The sequence below is a fragment of the Streptococcus sp. ELY_90 genome, from assembly GCF_058314475.1.
Window position 1 is genome coordinate 146,037 of record NZ_JBZFUJ010000001.1, and the last position, 21,473, is coordinate 167,509.

Consider the following 21,473-nt stretch of genomic DNA (forward strand, 5'->3'; position numbering starts at 1 on the left):
TTTTTCTTTTGGCTTTTCTGGGGGTTTAACGGCTTTGTGCTAATGAGTTTTAAACTTTTAAACAGTGAGAATTATGTTACAATAGAGCTATGACTAACAAGAAAAAATTACTGTTAATTGACGGGTCCTCCGTTGCCTACCGTGCCTTTTTTGCACTCTACAATCAAATTGAACGCTTTAAAAATCCTGCCGGTCTTCACACCAATGCCATCTACGGTTTTCACTTGATGCTGGATCATATGATCAAGCGGGTAGAGCCGACCCATATTTTAGTGGCCTTTGATGCGGGCAAGACTACTTTTAGGACAGAGATGTTTACCGATTATAAGGCCGGACGTGATAAGACACCGGCAGAATTTCGCGAACAGCTCCCCTATATCCGTGAGATGCTGACAGCGCTCGGTGTTCCTTTTTATGATTTGGAAAATTATGAAGCCGATGACATTATTGGAACGCTGGATAAACTGGCAGAAAATGAAGATGAGTATGACGTAACGATTGTCAGCGGAGACAGAGACCTGATTCAGCTGACTGACAGCAACACGACCGTTGAGATTTCTAAGCGGGGGGTTGCAGAGTTCGAGGAGTTTACGCCGGCTTACCTCAAGAAAAAAATGGGACTGACGCCTAAGCAGTTTATCGATCTGAAAGCACTCATGGGAGATAAATCGGATAATATTCCGGGTGTCACCAAGATTGGCGAAAAAACAGGGCTGAAATTACTGCATGAACATGGCAGCTTAGAAGGTATTTACGAGCATTTGGACAGCTTTAAGGCTTCTAAGATGAAAGAAAATCTGGTCAATGATAAAGAGATGGCCTTTTTGTCGAAAACCTTAGCGACGATTGATGTCCAGGCGCCTATCACCATTGGTTTGGAAGATATTGTCTACGCCGGTCCGCAGTTTGACAGTCTGGCAAAATTTTATGATGAGATGGACTTTAGGCAGTTTCGTTCGCAGCTGGGCTCATCGCCTAAGGCTGAAAATTTTGAGGCTGATTATACCGAGGTCAGCCGGCTCAAACCGGACATGTTTGCAGACGATCAGTTCTTTTATTTTGAAATTTTAAACGACAACTATCACACAGAAGATATCATCGGTTTTGCCTGGGGCAACAAGCAGGCTATCTATGCCAGCAATGACATCAGTCTGCTTGGTGAAGAGTTGTTTAAAAAGGCTCTGTCAAACCCCATTAAGACCTATGATTTTAAGCGCAGCAAAGTTTTGCTCCATCATCTGGGAATTGATCTGCCGACAGCCAGCTTTGACAGCCGCTTGGCCAAGTATCTGCTGTCGACTGTTGAAAACAACAATACATCGACCATTGCCAGACTCTATACGGATTTGCCGCTTGCGACCGATGAGGAAATTTACGGAAAAGGTGCCAAACGGGCAGTTCCTGACAAGGATACGCTGCTCAGCCATTTAGCCAATAAAGTCAGTGTCCTGATTGCCAGTGAAGAGCTCATGCGCAGCAAACTCTCTGACAATGACCAGTTAAGTCTGCTCTTTGAAATGGAGCTGCCGCTGGCCAATGTCCTTGCTAAAATGGAAATCGCCGGCATTTCCATCAAGGAAGAAACGCTCAAAGACATGGAGCGGGCCAATGAGATTGAACTGGAAACCCTAACGCAGGAAATCTATGCTTTGGCAGGAGAAGAGTTCAATATTAATTCGCCTAAACAGCTGGGGGTTATTCTCTTTGAAAAATTAGGCCTGCCCTTATCGGCGACCAAAAAGACAAAGACCGGCTATTCGACAGCTGTTGATGTTTTAGAACGCTTGGCTCATCGCTCACCCATCGTAGCTAAAATTTTGGAATACCGTCAGATTGCCAAACTTCAGTCGACCTATATTATCGGGCTGCAAGAAGCGATTTCTTTTGATGGTAAGATTCACACCCGCTATTTGCAGGATTTGACACAGACCGGACGCCTGTCCAGTGTTGACCCCAATCTGCAAAATATACCTGTTCGCTTGGAGCAGGGCCGCTTGATTCGCAAGGCCTTTGTTCCGGAATGGCCGGACAGTGTCTTGCTCAGTTCGGACTATTCACAGATTGAGCTGCGGGTGCTGGCTCACATTTCAGGAGATGAGCACTTGATTGCGGCCTTTAAAGAAGGAGCTGATATTCATACTTCCACAGCTATGCGTGTCTTTGGTATTGACAAGCCGGAAAATGTGACACCAAACGACCGCCGCAATGCCAAGGCTGTTAATTTCGGCGTGGTTTACGGCATTTCAGACTTTGGTCTGGCTAATAATTTGGGCATCAGCCGCAAGGCCGCCAAAAATTATATTGACACTTACTTTGAACGCTATCCGGGTATTAAAAACTACATGGACAGAGTTGTCAGAGAAGCGCGTGACAAAGGCTATGTGGAGACGCTCTTCCACAGACGGCGTGAGCTGCCGGATATCAACTCGCGCAATTTCAATATTCGTTCCTTTGCCGAGCGTACAGCCATCAATTCCCCTATTCAGGGAAGTGCAGCTGACATTCTCAAAGTAGCTATGATTAATCTGGACAAGGCGCTGACGCAAGGAAATTACCAAGCGCGCATGCTGCTGCAGGTGCATGACGAAATTGTCCTTGAGGTTCCCAATAAAGAGCTGGCAGCTGTTAAACAGCTGGTCAAGGAGACGATGGAGTCTGCTATTGAATTATCCGTACCGCTTGTTGCCGATGAAAATGCTGGTCAGACTTGGTATGAAGCTAAATAATTATGCTGTCAAAAATAGATGAAGGAGGTTACTCATGACCTATCAATTTCAAAATCCCAGTCAGGAAGTCATTTTTGATTATTTAAAAGAGGCTAAGACTATTGCCGTCGTGGGGCTGTCTGCCCGAGAAGAAACAGCTGCCTATGAGGTTTCTCAGGTGATACAAAGGGCCGGTTATAAGATTATTCCTGTCAATCCGAGAGCTGCGGGCAGCACGATTTTAGGTGAAAAAGTCTATGCCCGCTTGCAGGATATTCCTGAGCCGGTTGATATTGTTGACGTTTTTCGCCGCAGCGAATTTTTAGCAGACGTGGCCCGTGATTTTATCGAAACAGATGCCCATGTTTTTTGGGCACAGCTGGGTCTGGAAAGTGAAGAGGCCGAAAAAGTCCTGCGTGAGGCAGGACGCAATGATATTGTCATGAACCGCTGCATTAAGATTGAGTATCGAAAATTGGCTAATCAATAAGTAGGAAATGGTGTGAACATGGGCAGATAACTGCCTTTTCCAAAAACTGCAAGATTTTAATGAATAGCACAAAGTCAGAAGGCCGGGACAGAAGTGTTCCGGCCGTTTGTTATACATCATTTACAGCTAGAAGCCTTCCATAAAAAATGAGTGGATTTCATCTTGTGACAAGCTCAGCTATTTTTGATAAAATTTATAAGGTTATGTCCAAATAATTGGAAACAAGGAGTAAAAATGACAGATTCGCCGATTCAATATCGTTTAATTAAAAAAGAAAAACACACGGGAGCCCGTCTGGGAGAGCTCATCACGCCTCATGGAACCTTTCCGACCCCCATGTTTATGCCGGTGGGAACTCAGGCAACCGTTAAAACACAGTCGCCCGAAGAGTTAAAAGAAATGGGTTCAGGAGTTATTCTGGCTAATACGTATCACTTGTGGCTGCGCCCCGGTGATGACCTGATTGCGCGGGCCGGCGGGCTGCATCAGTTTATGAACTGGGATCAGCCTATTTTGACTGACAGCGGCGGTTTTCAGGTTTATTCGCTGGCTGACAGCCGCAATATCACAGAAGAAGGCGTGACCTTTAAAAACCATCTCAACGGTGCTAAAATGTTTCTGTCACCGGAAAAGGCTATCTCTATCCAAAACAATCTGGGTTCAGACATCATGATGTCTTTTGATGAATGTCCTCAATTCTACCAGCCCTACGATTATGTTAAAAATTCGATTGAACGGACCAGCCGTTGGGCAGAACGCGGTCTCAAGGCTCATCAGCGCCCGCAGGAACAAGGCCTCTTTGGGATTGTTCAGGGAGCCGGCTTTGAAGATCTCAGACGCCAGTCTGCCGCCGATTTAGTTGCTATGGATTTTCCGGGCTATTCTATTGGCGGTTTGGCCGTTGGTGAATCGCATGAAGAAATGAATGCTGTGCTGGATTTCACAACTCCTCTCCTGCCGGAAAACAAGCCGCGTTATCTGATGGGCGTAGGAGCGCCTGACAGCCTGATTGATGGCGTTATCCGCGGTGTTGACATGTTTGACTGTGTCCTGCCCACCCGAATTGCCAGAAATGGAACCTGCATGACCAGTGAAGGACGTTTGGTTGTCAAAAACGCTCAGTATGCAGAAGATTTCACGCCGCTTGATCATGACTGTGACTGTTATACCTGCAAAAATTACACGCGCGCTTATCTGCGCCATTTGCTCAAAGCTGATGAGACTTTCGGCCTGCGCTTGACCAGCTATCACAATCTCTATTTCCTGCTTAATCTCATGCGAAAGGTCCGTCAGGCTATTATGGATGACAATTTGCTTGAATTCCGTGAAGATTTTATCGAACGCTACGGCTACAATAAATCCAATCGTAATTTCTAACATATCGCCCAAAGTATGGTTGCTGCAAACAGATTCTGTATTGACCGGAGCAAATTTCCATTTGGAAAGCTCTTCCGGTCTTTTTTCTTATCAGAAAAAGGCTCAAAAAGCTCTTTAAACAGTATTTTTGCTATCAGTCTTGATTTTCTTATTTGCAGCTCAGTCCTGTTTTTCAGCTTACAAAAGTGTAAGTTTGGTTTATGATTTTTCCAGTAAAATAAAGGTAGAAAATGGCTGCCGCTGGTTTGGCAGCAGATTTGTAGCGAAGGAGGATCAACTGATGACAAAAGCCGATCGTTTAAGATACTTTATTTTGATTTTTATGCTCTGTGATTTAATCCTGCTTACCTTAATCATTTGCTGGTACTGCATGTGATTTTTGCTTAGGAGATTTATAAGGAGAAGCAATGTTAGAAGTCATTACGCTGATAGTGTTTATGATGCTTGCCCTTTCTATATATCACGATGCCCGCAGTTTGATCAATCCGGTTCTGTTAATCATCTTTTTGTTTTTTGCCTATATCACGGCTGCTAGTTTTTTCTACCGGCAGGGCTACACAATGGCTTACTTGATTTTCGTACTGGGATTTCTACTGGTTCCTGCTTTTCTCTTTTTTAGCGGCCTGTTTCTCATTTATAACGGTTTTGTCCTTTTGAAAAGAGAGGGGCGCTCAAAGACTAATTTCTTATCCCTTTTTCTGGGAATCGCCATCCTAGGCTTCTTTCTTTTCGTGTATTTGGGCTCATCTTTTTTGAAAAATCTTTCACAAAACAGCTTGATTTATTTTATCTACTTTCTTTTGCTATTTACGTTTTTGCTGTTTGGAATGTCCTTTGTTGCTTTTATGCTCTATTCCATTTTGTATCTGATTATTCCTAAAAATAAGCACTATGACTTCATTATCATTCACGGTGCAGGGCTTAGAAAGGGAAAAGAGGTAACGCCTTTACTGCAAAAGCGAATTGATAAGGCACTTGAGGTTTTTCGAAAAGCCAGCAATCCCCAAGCCAAGCTGATTGCAAGCGGCGGTCAGGGACCTGACGAAAAGATTTCAGAAGCCAGGGCCATTGCTGCTTACATCAGACAGCAAGGGGATATTCCCAGCAATAAAGTTCTTTTGGAAGAGAAGTCACGCTCAACCTATCAAAATCTGTTGTTTTCAAAAGAGCTGGCTGAAAAAGAAATGAGCCATCCGCGGTTTCTCTTTGTCACCAATGCCTACCATGTTTTTCGAACCAGTGTCTATGCACACGGGCTCCATATGTCCGGGGACGGTTTAGGCTGCTCAACAGCTGCCTACTATATTCCCAGTGCTTTTATCCGGGAATTTGCGGCGATTGTTGTCCGTCTCAAGTGGGTCTTTATTGCTATTTATGCAGTCTTTATAGGACTTTTTATAATTAGCTGTTTGAAATAAAACACTTAAAGGGTTTGTTTCAGAGAAGTTCTTTGAGGCAGGCCCTTATTTAGTTGTCGCAGGAAATTTGCTATAATAAAGCTAACAGGAAATAAAGAAGGTGTTTTTATGAAACTAACAACCATTGGCTGCTGGGGAGCCTATCCTTACAAAGACGGCGGCACGACCTCTTATCTTTTAACAGGACGCGATGGCTTTCAGCTCTTGATAGACTGCGGCAGCCGTGCTGTTAATGAACTGGAAAAAGAAATCTCACCCCTTGATTTAGATGCTGTTATTATCAGTCACTACCATCCGGATCATGTTGCTGATTTGGGGGTTCTGCGTCACTATTTTCAGCTTTATCCTAAGCACTTGTGGGAGCCCAAAGTCTTGCCTATCTATGGCCACGATGAGGACAGTTATGAGTTTAGCAAACTGACCCTTGACGGTGTTTCTAATGGGATTGCTTATGATGTTAAGGGCACTGAGAAAATTGGTCCCTTTGACATTACTTTTGTCAGGACAGTGCACCCTGTCGTTTGCTATGCCATGCGCATTGTCGAGCGTGAGAGCGGTCAGGTTCTTGTTTTTACAGGGGACAGCGGTTATTTTGACGGACTGGCTGATTTTGCCAAGGATGCTGATGTGTTCCTTGCGGATGTCTATCTTTACGAAGGCAATGAAAACCACCCTGCCCACCTAACGTCCAAGGAAGCAGGACAGATTGCCGCCCAAGCAGGGGTCAAAAAATTAGTGCTGACCCACATGCCGCCGCTGCCGCCAGCAGGGATTGACCCAGACAATCATTTGGAAGTCCTCAGAAGCCAGACTGAGACTTACTCAAAGGGTATTCCTGTAGAATTGGCAGAGCCTCATAAATCATGGGAAATCGGTGAATGCTGATGACCGACTTCACTCAGGAAGAAAAAGAATTTTTCATGGCAGAGGCCCTGAAAGAAGCCCAAAAATCATTGGCTAAAGAAGAGATTCCTATCGGCTGTGTCATTGTTAAGGACGGGCATATCATCGGCCGCGGACACAATGCGCGTGAGGAGCTGAGTCAGGCCATTATGCATGCCGAAATCATGGCCATCACAGAGGCCAATAAGCATGAAAACAGCTGGCGTCTGCTGGATACGACCCTTTTTGTGACAATTGAACCCTGCGTCATGTGCAGCGGTGCGATTGGCCTTGCCCGTATTCCGCAGGTCATCTACGGAGCAGCCAATCAAAAATTTGGCGGTGCCGGCAGTCTCTATGACATTCTGACAGATGAGCGGCTCAACCATCGGGTACAAGTGGAAACAGGAATCCTCGAAGAAGACTGTGCCAGAATTATGCAGGACTTTTTTAGGCAAAGACGAAAGTCTTAAGTTGGCAGTTTGCTCAATCTATGTTATAATACTTTTGGAGCAACATCTGCGCGTGAAGCGGGTCAGGGGAGGAATCCAGCAGCCCTAAGCGATGTCAGGTGTGTGCTCTATTTTTTAATGTAAGAAGAGACCATAACTAGCCAGAGTCATTTTATAAATTCAGTGGAAAAGTATGAGTATAAAAGAAACAATTGGGAAAAAGATTCGAGAAGAGCGTGAGAAAAAGGGATTATCGCGTGAACAACTGTGTAACAGTGAAGAGGAGCTGACAGTTCGTCAGCTGGTACGTATTGAACTGGGACAGTCGTTACCTTCTATTGTAAAATTGGAATATATTGCAAAAGTGTTGGAAACTGATTTAGGAACCTTACTTGCGGGTGAAAATATTACGATACCGGATGAGTATTTCACCATGAAGTATCAGCTTTTCAAATTTCCCACTTATGGGGATCCTAAGCGTCTGGAACAGAAAACGCAAATGATTGAAAGCATCTATGAAAAGTATTTTGAAATTTTGCCAGAAGATGAGCTTTTTACTTTGGAACTATTAGATAATGCTCTAGATTATATTTCGACAGGTAAAACAGCAGCGGCTGAAGTTATTTTTGAAGATTTTTTTAAGCAGTTGTTATTAAAAGAAAGGCATACATTCAATGATTTATTATTGATATCGTGTTATGCTGTTCAATACCAAGATAAAAATTATAATAAAAAAACGTTAAAAACATTGGAAAAAGCTATTTTGAAGCAGGAAGTCTCAGGTGATGAATATTATAATATTGAACTTTTAGGGGCATTGACAGCTATAGCAGGCGTTTATCTGGATCATGCTGAGTATTCTAAATTGAAAAACTTAGCAGACAGAATGCATGAAGTGATTGCAGAGACACAGCAGTACAGTGCTAAGCCTATAGTATTAATTTATGAGGCTAAATACTATCTCTATAGTGAACAAAATAAGGAGAAAGCAAAAGAATGCTATGATTTAGCTGCTTTGCTGGCTCAGAATTTTGGTGATGATATTTTAGAGACAAAACTTAAAGCTGAAAGAAAAAAAGATCAGGTATAGAAAAATAAGGCCATGACATAAATGTCATGGTCTTATTATTTAGCTTTTTTTATAATAAGAGCGTAAAGTTTGAAGCAACAGGTTAAGTTTAACTTAATTGGTGCTTTGGCCTAAAAATATAGTTGCTGATTAGCAGTGACATAAATGTCATGGTCAACAAGTATCACTATATATATAATAATATTATAAAATTTGAAAAGGAAAAATAGAAATGAAACTGAAACTGTTAAGATTTTTGATGACTGCTGTAACAACTTGGTTAATGGTTGGTGGACGTTAAAAAATACCAAGTAAAATTAAATATTATTTTAAATGAAACAAACTATTAAGGAAGGGAGAAGAAAATGATTAGATTTTTAAGAAATATCTATGAACGTCATCCTGCTTAAAATAATCAGGTTTGACGTTCTAATCACAAATAGAAAGGAAAAAACAGATGTTTAACATTTTAAAAAAATTCTTTAAGCGTAACGAAGTTAACATTGGTGTTGCCCGTTTTGGTTACAAGGGTAAACGATACCATTGGTAATGTAGTGCAGTAGCACTAAAATGAAAGGTAAAACTTTCGGTTCTTAATTAAAAAGAAAGGAGAAAACAGATGTTTAACATTTTAAAGAAACTCTTTAAGCGTAACGAAGTTAACATTGGTGTTGCCCGCTTTGGTTACAAGGGCAAACGATACCATTGGTAATGTAGTGCAGTAGCACTAAGGTGAAAGGTAAAACTTTCGATTCTTAATTAAAAAGAAAGGAGAAAACAGATGTTTAACATTTTAAAGAAATTCTTTAAGCGTAATGAAGTTAACATTGGTGTTGCCCGTTTTGGCTACAAAGGTAAAAAATATCATTGGTAAAATAAATTAATTGAGAAGAGATAAGCGGCAAAGTTCGCTTATCTATAACTCAATTAAATTTTGGAAAAATACAATTAAAAAGAGGAAAAAATGAAACAAGTCTTTACACCGATTTACAAATCAATACTAAAGCGCAGGGAGATAGCAGCTTTCTTGTTTTGTTCTCTCTATCCGCTGCTGGCTTCGGCAGTCAGTCTGTTTCAGACAGGATTAAAAAGTATGGCTCATGGGAGAAAACTGAGCTTTTTGGAGTATTGGTCTATTAATGTTCAAACACAGTGGCAGTTAGCCATACCAATTTTATTGTTAGCCTATGCTGTTACGACTGTTTTTTATACTGAAATCCATTCTGGTATTTTATTTTTATATAAAGATCTAGAAAAAAAGGTGATTTTTAAAGCAAAAATCCTGAGTCTCATCAAAATCTTAGGCATTTTTACGGTACTGACTTTTTTGGCATCGCTTTTGTCTTATTACACTCTGATGCTTTATCAAAGTTACATATCAGGGCATCTTTTTCCTGGAAATTGGTCTATTGTTCAGATGAGTTTACTGACTGTTTTGTCACGAATGATTATCTATGTGATTGTTATCTTGCTGGTATCAGCTTTATCCAGTCACTATAATAATTCCATCTCGGTTTTAGCAGGTTTGTTTTTTATGTTATTAGCAAATGTAGCACCGCAGCTGCCGCTGGGAAGGTATCTCTTTCCAACAGGGTATGCTGGAACAGGAATGTCTTTTCTTCTTTCGCTCATTTTGATGTGTCTGATCAGCTCGATTTATATAATATCAACTTATAGTTTAGGACTTAAAAAATTTGAACAAATTGAATTTTAGGATGACGAATATGCTAGCAAAAAATAGAATTGAACATCTTATTTTAACCTTGGCACTCATCTTGTTAGCTGGTTTAATTTATAATTTAGGCAATATAGTCATGATTTTGATCCCTGAATTACAGCAAGAGCTGGGAATGACAGTGGTCAAATTTCTATCAATGACTTTAGGGTTTATTGTTATTCCAACATGGATTGCTAAAAAGATCGATTTAGATGTCAAGAATATACCTGTTAAATTAAATAAAAAATCAGCAATTGTACTGCTGCTCTTAGTTCTTCTATTTAATTTCTTAATTTTGAGATCACATGAACTATATACGGCATTGATTGTAGCAACATGTGAAGAGTATCTTTTCCGCTATTTACTTTATGGTATTTTAGTAAGAACATTTAATAAAAATCAAGCGATTATTATTACTGCAGTTTTATTCGGGGTGCTGCTGCATCTTAATGGGAATTTATTAGTAAATATTTTTACTAAAATACCTGCAGGAATTATTCTGTCACAGCTTGCTGTTAGGTTTGGTTTACAGTATTCCATTTCTTTCCATTGGCTTTACAACATGGCTGTTGGCAGATTGTTTTAAGGAGGACATATGATTATTATTACGATTTTAGGTATTATTTTTTATACTTTATTAGCATTCTTAACAGCATCTTTTTTAGGAAATATTTCAACCTTGTTATTTATCGGACTCTTTTATTTATTACCGCTGGTTGTAAATGCTATTTCTGTCAATTTAGCTTCTTTTAAGAAGAAAAAGCGGCTGCTCCCGCTTACCTTAATTTTTCCAACCTTATCTCTATTATCCTATACGCTATTTTCAAAATTGGTTTTATCAGGGTCAGCTTGGGAAAATTTTGTGGAGCGTAACAGTGTTCAAGCACATGATTTTTCTGTAGAAATCAGCGGCAATTTATTGGATATGTCGCAAATTATATTTGTGACTCTGCTGTACTTCAGTCTTTCAGGGCTCAATTATCTCATTCAAAATAAAAAGAGAGGAAAAAACAAGAATGCTCAAGATCGAAAATTTATCCAAACAATTTAAGGGAAACGATTTTTACTCACTTCAAGATGTGAGTTTAACGGTCAATCGAGGAGATATTGTTGGTTTAATCGGAAAGAACGGTGCTGGGAAATCTACCCTTCTCAAATTAATTGCTAAATCGATCAAACCCAGCAGCGGACGGATAATGTATCTGGGAAAGGATATTAGTCAACGGTCAAACGCTCTGGAAGATTTTGGTGTAATGATCGATCCTGTTTTTTATCCAGAAATGACTGTAGCTGACAATTTAAAATTCTATTTGGATCTTCATGGGAAAAAAGAATACTATGAAAATATCGAAACTATTTTAAAGTTAGTTGATCTATGGAAAGTACGCCATCGCAAGCCCAAAGGATTTTCTTTTGGAATGAAACAGCGCACTGCCTTGGCCATTGCCTTGGTCGCAGAACCGGAGTTTCTTTTGCTGGATGAGCCGTTTGTCGGTTTAGATCCAATCGGTGTGCGGCAGCTGATTGATATTCTGAAAAAATGGTCAGAAGAACGGAATATTTCAATGATTATTTCCAGCCATCAATTGGGAGAGTTGGAAGCCTTGTGCAACCGTTATATTTTTATTGAGAATGGCCGCCTCGCTGAAGAATTTGAAAAGCAGCAAGCTCCAAGTGTAATTGTCAATGTAACAGCGGCAGCTAAAGATCTTGATCTACCGTCTTCTGTAGAGGTCAGAGACGATCTCACAGTAGAAATTCCAACAGATTTGGATGCTAAAACACTGAATCAGATAGGGTTCCTTTTATCCAGCAAGGAGGCTATTGAAGGAATAGCTGTCAAAGAAAACCATCTGAGCGATTTTTTCGGAAGTGAGGGATAATCATGTCTGTTTTCTACCCTATTTTACGTTCAGTCCTTAAGCGCAAAGAAGTGAAGGTGTTTTTGGCACTTAGTCTGACCCCTCTTCTTTATTTCCTTTCAACATTTTTAAAAACGAAATTGTTTTCTTTTTCCGGGCCTGCCGGCAGTAAAATTGCCTTTTTTGATTTCTTTTACGGTCAGTTTAATCTGCAGTTTAATTCTATTATTTCATCATTGGCGCTGGCTTTTCTGGCAATCAGTGTGTTTCGGACAGAGATCTCTGCGCATATTCTTTTTTTATACAAGGATATTGACAAAGGAAAAATATTTCTATCAAAAATTCTCAGTCTGATGACTGTCGTATTACTGTATTGCGGAATTTACTTCTTAGCAGCTCTGTTTACCTATTATACACGCGTAGCCCATCTTTCTTATGGCAGTCTTCAGTTTTGGAGTGATGATTTCACTTATTCCATTATTTCAAGTCTTGGTGTTGTTTTGGCTTATGTCCTTGTAGTCATGCTGTCCAGTCTGGCCTCTTTATATCTGAGCAACGGAATAGTCATTACCCTGATTTTGATTTTCAATATCTTTATGAGTTTGTCTGGTATTATTGCTGGGCTTCATTGGCTGTTTCCTGTAGGTTATGCCGATTTTGCAGAAGCAAATGGTCTGGGGATAGGCTTGCTGGCAATTACAGGGCTGACATTTTTATACAGCGCATTTATCTATTTTTGCAGCCTGCATAAATTTAAAAACTTAGAATTTTAGGGGAATTATGGCATATAGAGAATTATGGTATTTAATTTATAAAAAAATGCCTAAAGCTTATTTTGTAATTGGTGTTGTTTTAAGTGTTATCAGTACAATCGCTGCTTTATGGCTACCCCAAATGATTAGCCAGCTGCTAAATAGGAAAATCCTAGAAAAGATTTTATCGCATAAATTACTATTAGTGGCGATGCTGGCATTTTTTATCGGAGTCTATATTCTAAGAGGTTTATCCAGTTATTTAGTAGGTCTGAGCGGGAATAGAGCTATGGTCAAACTGCAGCGATACTTTTTTAACCATATTTTAAATCTACCGGTTACTGCTTTGGATAGCTTCCAATCAGGCGATTTATCAAGCAGAATCACCTCTGATATATCTGGTTTGGTTAGAATTGCGACTGTTGTTTTTCCTCAATTATTTCTTAACATACTATCCATTATAGGAGGAGTTGTCTTTCTGTTAAGAATTAACGTGCAGTTAACGCTGGTTAGTTTGTCATTGGTTCCTTTGATAGTCTTTGTACTATGGCCTCTTAATAAAAAATTAGAATATTATTATCAAAAGCATCAGGAATATTTAGGGAAAATTTCTGGCGAAGTCAATCATAAGTTAAATCATATCCGCCTAGTAAAAGCTATGCTTGCTGAAGAAGATGAAAAGAAAGGAATCAGCAGGCTGCTGAATGATTTCATGCTAAACTTCAATAAAGTGCTGATTGTTATCGCTGTTGAATCTTCTTTGATAAGCAGTCTGATTTTATTTATTATTGTGGTCTGTCTGCTTGTGGCAGGTGTCGGAGTTTCAAGAGGCAGTATGAGTGTTGCAGCTTTGACGGCTTTTATTTTATATATTACACAAATGATAGAGCCAGTCTCAGATTTATCAGATCTGTTTTCAGAACTAGCCGAAATACGCGGAATCTCGCATAGAATTATGGAAATTTTACATTTAGAAAAAGAGAAAACACTGTCTGACGATAGTGATTTAGAAGGCAGCATTGTTTTTGATAACGTTTCTTTTTCGTATGATAAATCCAAAAAAGCTTTGGACAAGGTAAGCTTTCAAATTGATTCCCGGCAGCATATAGCGATTGTAGGTCCCAGTGGTTCTGGGAAGAGCACTGTCTTTTCACTGTTAATGAAATTTTATTCCGATTATCGGGGATCTATCAAAATCGGCGGAAGAGAATTAAAAGAACTCAGTCATTATGAAGTAAGAAAAAACTGCAGTTACGTGTCCCAAGAGAATACGATGCTTCAAGGCACCATTTTAGATAATTTGATGTATGGTAAAAATAAAAAGACTGCTCATTTTAGAATGGGTCGTATATTATCAGATTTAAAGCTGACTGATATGGTCGTTAACTTATCAAAAGGATTAGACACCCCAATTACTGAGACAGGAGCTGGCTTATCTGAAGGACAGAAGCAGCGGTTAAATATAGCCAGAGGTTTCATGTCTGACAGCAGTATCTATTTACTGGATGAAGTGACCGCCAATCTGGATGTTGAAACGGAATCTTATGTTGTTAAGGCTATTCAAAAATTAGGGAAACATAAAACCATCTTGACAATTGCTCACAGATTGAAAACGATAAAGAATGCTGATGCTATTATGGTCTTAGATGAGAATAGCAGCATCAGTGATATCGGGAAACATTCAGATTTGACGAAGAGAAGTGCCTTATATCAGCGTTACCTGCAAGATCTAAATTGATTGTTATCAAATATATTGATTTTATAATAGCGAATATCTATAGAAATAAAGAGAGGACTAGTCAATGGCAACTAAAAATTTATTATTAATTGGATCAGAAAGTTATGTTTGTCAAGATTTTCTGGACCGATACGGTCATCGATACAATGTTATTGCAGGAATTGATTTTCCTAAAACATCTGAGCGTGTGAAAAATTATTTATCGGTTGATTTTCGCGAAGATAATTCATTTGAAAAAATCGAATCTTTTTTGAAAAAACTGAGTTTAAACTTTTCGCATATTATTTTTGCGTCAGGCATTAATTATATGAACAATGTTTTTAGCGTGACATCTAAAGATTGGGATGCAACATTTAATGTCAATGTCAAGGCAGCTCTATTTTCAATGAAAGCTGTTTACGATTATTTATCAGAAAAAGCTGCAGTCGTTTTTATTGCTTCACAAGAGGGCATTGTTGCTAACAGCATGCGAGCAGATCATGGGCCTTCTAAAAGTGCCTTGATTCATTTGGCTAAAAATTTATCTGTAGATTATTCTTTGGTAGAGGATAAAGATATTAGAGTCAATACTATATCGCCCTTCTATATAAAAACGGCTGCCAACAGTGATTTATTAGACTCTTATTTCGGACAGCGTTTGCGAACTAGGATTCCTTATCAAAAATTTGTTGATTTAGAAGACGTCAGCCATTCCATCCAATTTTTATTAAGTGAGCAGAGCAAGTCAATTAGAGGGCATAATCTCATCTTAGATTACGGCTATACCATTGTGTAAAAAAGTAAATTAATAAGACGCTGACAATTAAGTTTTAATAAAATTTAAAAGTGCTGATTGATCCGGTGCTTTTCTTTTGCTTTGTCACCCTATCTTTTCCGCTCGATATCAGTTATAATAAAGTAAAGCTAAAGCGTTTCATCGAACACGGCTACGACACTGTGCAAAAAGAGAAAGACTTCCTAGATGCTAGGCCTCTTCGTCAGCTTTCCTATTTTGCTGTGTGTCGCTTACGCCTTCGTATCTTATGTAACTGAACACGAGCTAAAATCCTAGTAAAAAAGATAAACGTCCTTGTGTCTTAACGACACGGCGTCCGTTTCCTATTTTTATACGGATTTCTTCACGCTCTTTGTATCTTATGTAATTGAACACGGGCTAAAAGCGTCGAGAAAAAGACAGCCTGCCTTATGCGCAAAGCGCATGGCGTTAGGCTCCTATTTTCTTCTCGCTTTCTTAACGCCCTTTGTATCTTAATTAAAGGAGGTTTTATGCGGAAGTTTTTACAGGTAAGTTTTTATGAAATGTCATTTTATGTTGAAATTTTAATTTCTCTGATTTTGATGATTGTGCTTGTCATTTCAACAGCTTTTTTAGCTGCGGATGTTTTGGGAATTTTTACTTCTCAAAGGTCTATTGAAGGCTATCTGCAGAATTTTCTCAATCAGGCCATGAGTATTGCCATTGGCGTGGAGTTGATAAAAATGCTGAGCAAGCATACCTCAGCTACTATCATTGAGGTGCTGCTCTTTGCCATTGCCAGACATGTTGTTATCGATCAGAGCAACAGCCTGAATTCTCTGTGGAGTATCTTGGCCATCGCGGCTCTGTTTGCGACGCGTAAATATCTTTTTACTAATTTTGATGATTCTACCAATATTATTGTCCGAGGAAGTCAAAAAGTTAAGATTGCCAATGTTTTAGCGCGTGTCAATCTGGAAGGTAAAAACGGTGAATTGCTCAGGGACTTTGTCGTACGGCATTTGGAGGCTGAGGAAAAACATGTTACCATTGGTGCAGCTGTTTATCTGAATGATGTTGCCCTGCGGGTTGACAGCATGAAAGACGGCGTCATCACAAGGGTGGAAATCATCAAGTCACTTTCATAAAGCAGGAGGGAATTTCAAGAGATTTTCAGAAAGGAAATGATTATCTCTTTTTTGTGAAATCGTACTCAAAATCATTGAAAAAACCCTTACAAAAGAGTATGATAGTAAAGAAACTGAAATTTACAAGGGAGTATGGACATGACACATATTAAATTTGATTATTCTAAAGTATTGGATCAATTCGTAGCACCGCACGAGCTGGACTACCTGCAAATGCATGTGACAGCTGCGGATGCAGCTCTCCGCGAAGGCAGCGGACCGGGTGCAGAAATGACCGGCTGGCTCAATCTGCCGGAAGATTATGACAAGGAAGAATTTGCCCGCATTCAAAAAGCGGCTGCTAAAATTCAAACTGACAGCGACGTTCTCATTGTCATTGGTATTGGCGGTTCTTACTTAGGAGCGCGTGCAGCCATTGATTTCTTGAACAGTTCATTTGTCAACCTGCAGTCTTCTAAAGACCGCAAGGCACCGCAAATTCTGTATGCCGGAAATTCTATTTCTTCAAACTACCTTGCTGATCTGGTGGATTATGTGGCTGACAAAGATTTTTCAGTCAATGTTATTTCAAAATCTGGTACAACAACAGAACCGGCTATTGCATTCCGTGTTTTCAAAGACCTTTTGATCAAAAAATACGGTCAGGATGAAGCCAACAAGCGTATCTATGCGACAACTGACAAAGCTAAAGGAGCTGTTAAGGTTGAAGCAGATGCCAGCGGCTGGGAAACCTTCGTTGTTCCTGACAGTGTCGGCGGACGGTTTACTGTTTTGACGCCGGTTGGCCTGCTTCCAATTGCAGCAAGCGGTGCAGATATTACCAAATTGATGGAAGGTGCCAATGCTGCGCGCAAAGATTATTCTTCAGACAAGATTGCTGAAAATGAAGCTTACCAGTATGCTGCAATCCGCAATATTCTTTACAGAAAAGGCTATGTGACAGAAGTTCTGGCTAACTATGAACCAACACTGCAATATTTCAGCGAATGGTGGAAACAATTAGCCGGTGAATCAGAAGGAAAAGACCAAAAAGGAATCTATCCGACATCAGCTAACTTCTCAACAGACCTGCACTCGCTCGGTCAATTTATCCAAGAAGGCTACCGCAACTTATTTGAAACAGTTATCCGTGTGGATAAACCGCGTAAAAATATTCTGGTGCCGGAAGCTGCAGAAGATCTGGACGGCCTTGGCTATCTTCAAGGCAAGGACGTTGACTTTGTTAACAAAAAAGCGACTGACGGTGTGCTTCTTGCTCATACCGACGGCGGTGTGCCAAATACTTATCTGACCATTCCTGAACAAGATGAGTTCACACTTGGCTACACAATCTATTTCTTTGAACTTGCTATTGCCCTTTCAGGCTACCTCAATGGTGTCAATCCATTTGACCAGCCGGGAGTGGAAGCTTACAAGAAAAACATGTTTGCCCTTCTTGGCAAACCGGGATTTGAAGACCTTGGTGCCGAGCTGAACGAACGTCTTTAATCAAATAAGAATATACATCAGAGAATCACTCACAGTGGTTCTCTTTTTTTATTTGACGAAAACTATCTGCCCTTAGATATTGCGTAAGCCTGAGCATTTTTAATTAGTACACTAAATTTTGCCAGTCATAGAAAAAGACTGTCTTAATTATTCTTTGTAAGCGTTTTATAATGAAGGTACAAAAAATAATTAAGACAGTAAAGGAGTCACAAAAATGACAGATTGGCTAAATATCACAGGTAAAACCGTTGTTGTCACAGGAGCCTCATCCGGGATTGGCCGGGCAGTTGTCGAGGAACTGCTTGCCTTAGACGTCAATGTTGCAAATTTTGATATTGCAGACAACGACCTTAATCATGACAACCTTTTGTTTCAAAAGGTGGATGTCACTTCCCGTGAACAGGTAGAAGCTGCTGTAGCAGCAACGATTGAAAAATTTGGAACCATTGATGCAGTCGTCAACAATGCAGGCATCAATATTCCGCGGCTGCTGATTGATCCTAAAGATCCTCATGGCAAGTACGAACTGGATGATGCTGTTTTTGATAAGATTACCAGTATCAATCAAAAAGGTCTTTATCTGGTCAGTCAGGCAGTTGGCCGAGTGCTTGTTGATAAGAAAGAGGGCGTTATTATCAATATGGCATCAGAAGCAGGACTTGAAGGTTCTGAAGGTCAGAGTGCTTATGCAGCAACCAAAGCAGCTGTTTACAGCTATACCCGCTCATGGGCCAAAGAACTGGGCAAGCACAATGTCCGTGTCGTCGGAGTAGCGCCGGGCATTATGGAAGCAACCGGTTTGAGAACGCTTGCTTATGAAGAAGCACTCGGGTATACTAGAGGTAAAACGGTTGAAGATATTCGTGCAGGATATGCGTCGACAAGTACAACCCCATTGGGACGCAGCGGTAAGCTGAGTGAAGTTGCAGATCTTGTGGCTTATCTTCTTTCTAAGCGCTCCAGCTATATTACTGGCGTGACCATCAATGTGGCCGGAGGTAAGACACGCGGATAAAAAATTATAGGATGGTGAAAGGTGGCATTAGTTAATCGTTGGTATCGTATCTTAGATACCTTAATAGCACAGCACAGCGTCACTTTAGAAGATCTGCGGGCGGATCTTAACGTCAGCATGCACACCTTGCAAAAGAGTATTGAGCAGCTCAATGATCTGCTGGATGCTGACATTCAAATTAGACAGAAAGGCAACCGGCTCTTTCTTGAAGTGTATGATTATGCCAGGCTTGAGGATATTATGGCAGGAAGTCTCAGAAAAGAAAGCGACTTTAATTCTGCCAGCAAGCGCTGCTCTTACCTGATAAAACAGCTGATAAGAAGCACCTCGCCCCTTCTTATTGATGATTTGGCAGAATCAATCGGTGTCAGCCGTACGACAATCAATAAGGATTTGAAACAGGTCAAAAATTTAGCCGGCAGCTATCACATTCATATTGCAGGCAAGCCCAACCACGGTTTGGAGATTGCCGGTGAGGAGTTAAACCTGCGGCTCTTTTATATCCATCATGTTTATTCTTATTTTGATTCAGATACGCTGACAGATGAGACGCTAGATTTTTTGGAAAACTTATATACTGACTTTAAAATCCCCAGAAAAACGCAGGAGCTGCTGACCAAGGTGATCTCCATTACAGTAGCGCGTATCAAACGGGGAAAGCCGCTGGAAGATTTTATCAAGTATTATACAAACGACGTTAAACAGTCGTCCTTTGTAGAAACACTGATTTATCATATTGAAATGGCTTACCAGATTTCACTGAGCCAGTATGAACAAGATTTTCTGGTATTTCCGCTGAACACACAGTTTATTGACGGCTTAACCTACACACAGACACAGCTCACAGATTTACAGGTGCTCTACCAGCGTCTGGTCAGGCGCATCAAAGAAACGCTGCTTTTGACCTTTGATGAAGACCGCTTGTTTGTTGAAATTCATACGCATTTAAAGTTTCTGATTAATCGGCTGATTTTCCGGGTCCAGATCAATGATATTTTCCACGGGGAAATCCGGCAGAAGTATCCTTTAGCTTTTGAAATGGCTAAGGTCGCCGGCGAAGAACTGCAAAGGCAATTCGGCCATGAGCTGGAACAGTCAGAGATGAGCTATCTGGCCCTTTATTTTGAGATGATTTTGCACGAAAATGAGCCGGTTTCTGATGGCAGGAAGCGAAGAATTGCTGTTGTCTGCACGACAGGCAGGGGGACAGCAAACATGATTTATCGGCAGCTGATGCGGGTGCTTGGACGCGACATCGAAATTGTTCAATATTCGGAAGAGGGGTTTAATCCCAGAGCAGATGATGATTATTTTGCTGTTTTTACGACAGTTCCGCTGAAATTCAGCCATCTGAAATCGCCTGTCATCCACATTACCAATTTATTCGATGACCAGTGGCTGCGCGAAGAGTGGCAGCGGGTCAAACACTATCATCAAAAAAATCTGAAAACAATTAACCTACAGTTTGTCAGACTGTCAAAAGCTGCAAGCTATCAAGACTATTTGAAGCAGATGGCAGGGCTTTTAGAAGACAGACAATTAGTGGACAGCGATTTTGGCCGACGGATTTTAGAGCGGGAAGAAAAACAATCAACAGTCTTTGGCAACGGCATTGCCTTTCCCCACACGGTGAATCAGTCAGAAGGAAAGACCGTTTTGATGCTGGGGCTTTTGGAAGATAGCTTTACTGTCGGCAAAGAGACGGTGGAATTCATCTTTCTGGTAGCTATTCCTCAAGCAGTCGAGCCTCAAATGGAAAGCGAACTGCTGGAACTCTATGATGATATTTTCAGAATTGCCGGTGATGATGATCTAAAAGATGATTTGAGAAAAGTAAGGACTGAAGCAGATTTTATTGCTTTAACCAGACAGAAAGGAATTTTCTAATGAATGCTATGATTGTGTTCGGAAGTGTAGTGCTTGCTGCCTATGCCTTGCAGATCATGTTTGGCTTGAGACAGATTAAGCATTTCAACCAGGTTTATGCCGCCTTGCGGCGTCAGGGCCGTGTAGCCATAGGCCGCAGAGCCGGTAAGGTGAAATCAGGAACGATTGTCATGTTTGCTCTTGATAAAAAAGGCCGCGTCTTAGATGCACGAAAGATGCAGGGCGTGACCGTAGCTGCCCGTTTTAAAGAAATGCCGGCTTATATCGGAGAGGACATCCATTATTTTGACAGCTATAATCCCTTGGTGCGTCAGGAAAATAAGCTGCTGCAGATTGCGATTGAAGATGCCAGAGAAGTGTTTCTAAGAACAGAAGCCGGTGTTTACAAAGATGTACCTAAGGCTGCTCCTCTGGTTGATGTCGGTCTCCAAGCCAAGCTGCTCTTGGCTCGTCTTAAGTTGCAATTTAAAAAATCATAATTGAACACGGCTGCGACACTGTGCAAAAAGATAAAGGCTTTAGATGCTAGACATCTCGTCAGCTTTCCTATTTTGCTTTGTGTCGCTTAACGGCTTAGTATCTTAATAATTGAACACGGGCTAAAATCCTAGTAAAAAAGATAAGCGTCCTTGTGTCTTAGCAACACAGCGTCCGTTTCCTATTTTTATACGGATTTCTTTACGCCCTTAGTATCTTATGTAACTGAACACGCCTACGACTCTGTGGAAAAAGAAAAA

General features: G+C 40.5%; 19 protein-coding genes and 1 other RNA gene. All 20 read left to right on the forward strand.

Features of this window, described 5'->3' with window-relative positions; genetic code table 11:
* Window positions 1-89: 89 nt before the first annotated feature.
* The 20 genes from polA to AC4HAF_RS00775 all read left to right on the forward strand — a co-directional run bounded on the left by polA (window position 90) and on the right by AC4HAF_RS00775 (window position 21,215).
* Window positions 90-2,726, forward strand: coding sequence for a DNA polymerase I (gene polA, locus AC4HAF_RS00680; protein ID WP_491096267.1), 2,637 nt, complete (start codon window positions 90-92; stop codon window positions 2,724-2,726).
* Between the two features lie 34 nt (window positions 2,727-2,760).
* Window positions 2,761-3,195: a CoA-binding protein gene (locus AC4HAF_RS00685; protein ID WP_491096268.1), complete on the forward strand. Its 435-nt coding sequence runs from the start codon at window positions 2,761-2,763 to the stop codon at window positions 3,193-3,195.
* 234 nt (window positions 3,196-3,429) lie between these two features.
* Window positions 3,430-4,572: a tRNA guanosine(34) transglycosylase Tgt gene (gene tgt, locus AC4HAF_RS00690; RefSeq protein ID WP_491096269.1), complete on the forward strand. Its 1,143-nt coding sequence runs from the start codon at window positions 3,430-3,432 to the stop codon at window positions 4,570-4,572.
* 407 nt (window positions 4,573-4,979) lie between these two features.
* A complete protein-coding gene (locus tag AC4HAF_RS00695) occupies window positions 4,980-5,990 on the forward strand; it encodes a YdcF family protein (protein ID WP_491096270.1) in 1,011 nt (336 codons plus the stop codon).
* 108 nt (window positions 5,991-6,098) lie between these two features.
* Complete coding sequence (locus tag AC4HAF_RS00700; protein WP_491096271.1) at window positions 6,099-6,875, forward strand: MBL fold metallo-hydrolase; 777 nt, start codon at window positions 6,099-6,101, stop codon at window positions 6,873-6,875.
* Complete coding sequence (gene tadA / locus AC4HAF_RS00705) at window positions 6,875-7,345, forward strand: tRNA adenosine(34) deaminase TadA (RefSeq protein ID WP_491096397.1); 471 nt, start codon at window positions 6,875-6,877, stop codon at window positions 7,343-7,345. The genes AC4HAF_RS00700 and tadA overlap by 1 nt, the downstream gene beginning before the upstream one ends.
* Window positions 7,346-7,376: 31 nt before the next feature.
* An RNA gene (gene ffs / locus AC4HAF_RS00710) (signal recognition particle sRNA small type) lies at window positions 7,377-7,462 on the forward strand.
* Window positions 7,463-7,517: 55 nt separating this feature from the next.
* On the forward strand, window positions 7,518-8,414 hold the full coding sequence (locus AC4HAF_RS00715) for a helix-turn-helix domain-containing protein (RefSeq protein WP_491091690.1): 897 nt from the start codon (window positions 7,518-7,520) through the stop codon (window positions 8,412-8,414).
* Window positions 8,415-9,357: 943 nt separating this feature from the next.
* Complete coding sequence (locus AC4HAF_RS00720) at window positions 9,358-10,107, forward strand: amino acid transporter (RefSeq protein WP_491096272.1); 750 nt, start codon at window positions 9,358-9,360, stop codon at window positions 10,105-10,107.
* Between the two features lie 10 nt (window positions 10,108-10,117).
* Complete coding sequence (locus tag AC4HAF_RS00725; RefSeq protein WP_491096273.1) at window positions 10,118-10,696, forward strand: CPBP family intramembrane glutamic endopeptidase; 579 nt, start codon at window positions 10,118-10,120, stop codon at window positions 10,694-10,696.
* A 9-nt stretch (window positions 10,697-10,705) separates the two neighbouring features.
* The gene (locus tag AC4HAF_RS00730; protein WP_491096274.1) at window positions 10,706-11,161 is read left to right on the forward strand and encodes an Msa family membrane protein; all 456 of its coding nucleotides are present in this window, start codon (window positions 10,706-10,708) and stop codon (window positions 11,159-11,161) included.
* Entirely contained in the window at window positions 11,127-11,993 is an 867-nt protein-coding gene (locus tag AC4HAF_RS00735) for an ABC transporter ATP-binding protein (RefSeq protein WP_491096275.1), read from the forward strand. The genes AC4HAF_RS00730 and AC4HAF_RS00735 overlap by 35 nt, the downstream gene beginning before the upstream one ends.
* 2 nt (window positions 11,994-11,995) lie before the next feature.
* A complete protein-coding gene (locus AC4HAF_RS00740) occupies window positions 11,996-12,745 on the forward strand; it encodes a hypothetical protein (RefSeq protein ID WP_491096276.1) in 750 nt (249 codons plus the stop codon).
* Window positions 12,746-12,752: 7 nt separating this feature from the next.
* Entirely contained in the window at window positions 12,753-14,462 is a 1,710-nt protein-coding gene (locus AC4HAF_RS00745; RefSeq protein WP_491096277.1) for an ABC transporter ATP-binding protein, read from the forward strand.
* Between the two features lie 64 nt (window positions 14,463-14,526).
* Window positions 14,527-15,237, forward strand: coding sequence for an SDR family oxidoreductase (locus AC4HAF_RS00750; RefSeq protein ID WP_491096278.1), 711 nt, complete (start codon window positions 14,527-14,529; stop codon window positions 15,235-15,237).
* A 491-nt stretch (window positions 15,238-15,728) separates the two neighbouring features.
* Complete coding sequence (locus AC4HAF_RS00755; protein WP_491096279.1) at window positions 15,729-16,346, forward strand: hypothetical protein; 618 nt, start codon at window positions 15,729-15,731, stop codon at window positions 16,344-16,346.
* Window positions 16,347-16,484: 138 nt separating this feature from the next.
* Window positions 16,485-17,834, forward strand: a complete 1,350-nt coding sequence (locus tag AC4HAF_RS00760; protein WP_491091698.1) for a glucose-6-phosphate isomerase — start codon at window positions 16,485-16,487, stop codon at window positions 17,832-17,834.
* A 214-nt stretch (window positions 17,835-18,048) separates the two neighbouring features.
* A complete protein-coding gene (locus AC4HAF_RS00765) occupies window positions 18,049-18,849 on the forward strand; it encodes an SDR family oxidoreductase (RefSeq protein WP_491096280.1) in 801 nt (266 codons plus the stop codon).
* Window positions 18,850-18,870: 21 nt separating this feature from the next.
* Window positions 18,871-20,736 carry a BglG family transcription antiterminator gene (locus AC4HAF_RS00770; RefSeq protein WP_491096281.1) on the forward strand — a complete coding sequence of 622 codons (1,866 nt, stop codon included), beginning with the start codon at window positions 18,871-18,873 and terminating at the stop codon, window positions 20,734-20,736.
* Window positions 20,736-21,215, forward strand: coding sequence for a transcriptional regulator GutM (locus AC4HAF_RS00775; protein WP_491091712.1), 480 nt, complete (start codon window positions 20,736-20,738; stop codon window positions 21,213-21,215). Before AC4HAF_RS00770 ends, AC4HAF_RS00775 begins: the two co-directional genes overlap by 1 nt.
* Window positions 21,216-21,473 lie beyond the last annotated feature (258 nt).

What these genes read in the sequence shown, in the direction of transcription:
- polA (WP_491096267.1), top strand. Translation starts at nt 90, where the DNA reads ATGACTAACAAGAAAAAATTACTGTTAATTGACGGGTCCTCCGTTGCC.
- AC4HAF_RS00685 (WP_491096268.1), top strand. Translation starts at nt 2,761, where the DNA reads ATGACCTATCAATTTCAAAATCCCAGTCAGGAAGTCATTTTTGATTAT.
- tgt (WP_491096269.1), top strand. Translation starts at nt 3,430, where the DNA reads ATGACAGATTCGCCGATTCAATATCGTTTAATTAAAAAAGAAAAACAC.
- AC4HAF_RS00695 (WP_491096270.1), top strand. Translation starts at nt 4,980, where the DNA reads ATGTTAGAAGTCATTACGCTGATAGTGTTTATGATGCTTGCCCTTTCT.
- AC4HAF_RS00700 (WP_491096271.1), top strand. Translation starts at nt 6,099, where the DNA reads ATGAAACTAACAACCATTGGCTGCTGGGGAGCCTATCCTTACAAAGAC.
- tadA (WP_491096397.1), top strand. Translation starts at nt 6,875, where the DNA reads ATGACCGACTTCACTCAGGAAGAAAAAGAATTTTTCATGGCAGAGGCC.
- AC4HAF_RS00715 (WP_491091690.1), top strand. Translation starts at nt 7,518, where the DNA reads ATGAGTATAAAAGAAACAATTGGGAAAAAGATTCGAGAAGAGCGTGAG.
- AC4HAF_RS00720 (WP_491096272.1), top strand. Translation starts at nt 9,358, where the DNA reads ATGAAACAAGTCTTTACACCGATTTACAAATCAATACTAAAGCGCAGG.
- AC4HAF_RS00725 (WP_491096273.1), top strand. Translation starts at nt 10,118, where the DNA reads ATGCTAGCAAAAAATAGAATTGAACATCTTATTTTAACCTTGGCACTC.
- AC4HAF_RS00730 (WP_491096274.1), top strand. Translation starts at nt 10,706, where the DNA reads ATGATTATTATTACGATTTTAGGTATTATTTTTTATACTTTATTAGCA.
- AC4HAF_RS00735 (WP_491096275.1), top strand. Translation starts at nt 11,127, where the DNA reads ATGCTCAAGATCGAAAATTTATCCAAACAATTTAAGGGAAACGATTTT.
- AC4HAF_RS00740 (WP_491096276.1), top strand. Translation starts at nt 11,996, where the DNA reads ATGTCTGTTTTCTACCCTATTTTACGTTCAGTCCTTAAGCGCAAAGAA.
- AC4HAF_RS00745 (WP_491096277.1), top strand. Translation starts at nt 12,753, where the DNA reads ATGGCATATAGAGAATTATGGTATTTAATTTATAAAAAAATGCCTAAA.
- AC4HAF_RS00750 (WP_491096278.1), top strand. Translation starts at nt 14,527, where the DNA reads ATGGCAACTAAAAATTTATTATTAATTGGATCAGAAAGTTATGTTTGT.
- AC4HAF_RS00755 (WP_491096279.1), top strand. Translation starts at nt 15,729, where the DNA reads ATGCGGAAGTTTTTACAGGTAAGTTTTTATGAAATGTCATTTTATGTT.
- AC4HAF_RS00760 (WP_491091698.1), top strand. Translation starts at nt 16,485, where the DNA reads ATGACACATATTAAATTTGATTATTCTAAAGTATTGGATCAATTCGTA.
- AC4HAF_RS00765 (WP_491096280.1), top strand. Translation starts at nt 18,049, where the DNA reads ATGACAGATTGGCTAAATATCACAGGTAAAACCGTTGTTGTCACAGGA.
- AC4HAF_RS00775 (WP_491091712.1), top strand. Translation starts at nt 20,736, where the DNA reads ATGAATGCTATGATTGTGTTCGGAAGTGTAGTGCTTGCTGCCTATGCC.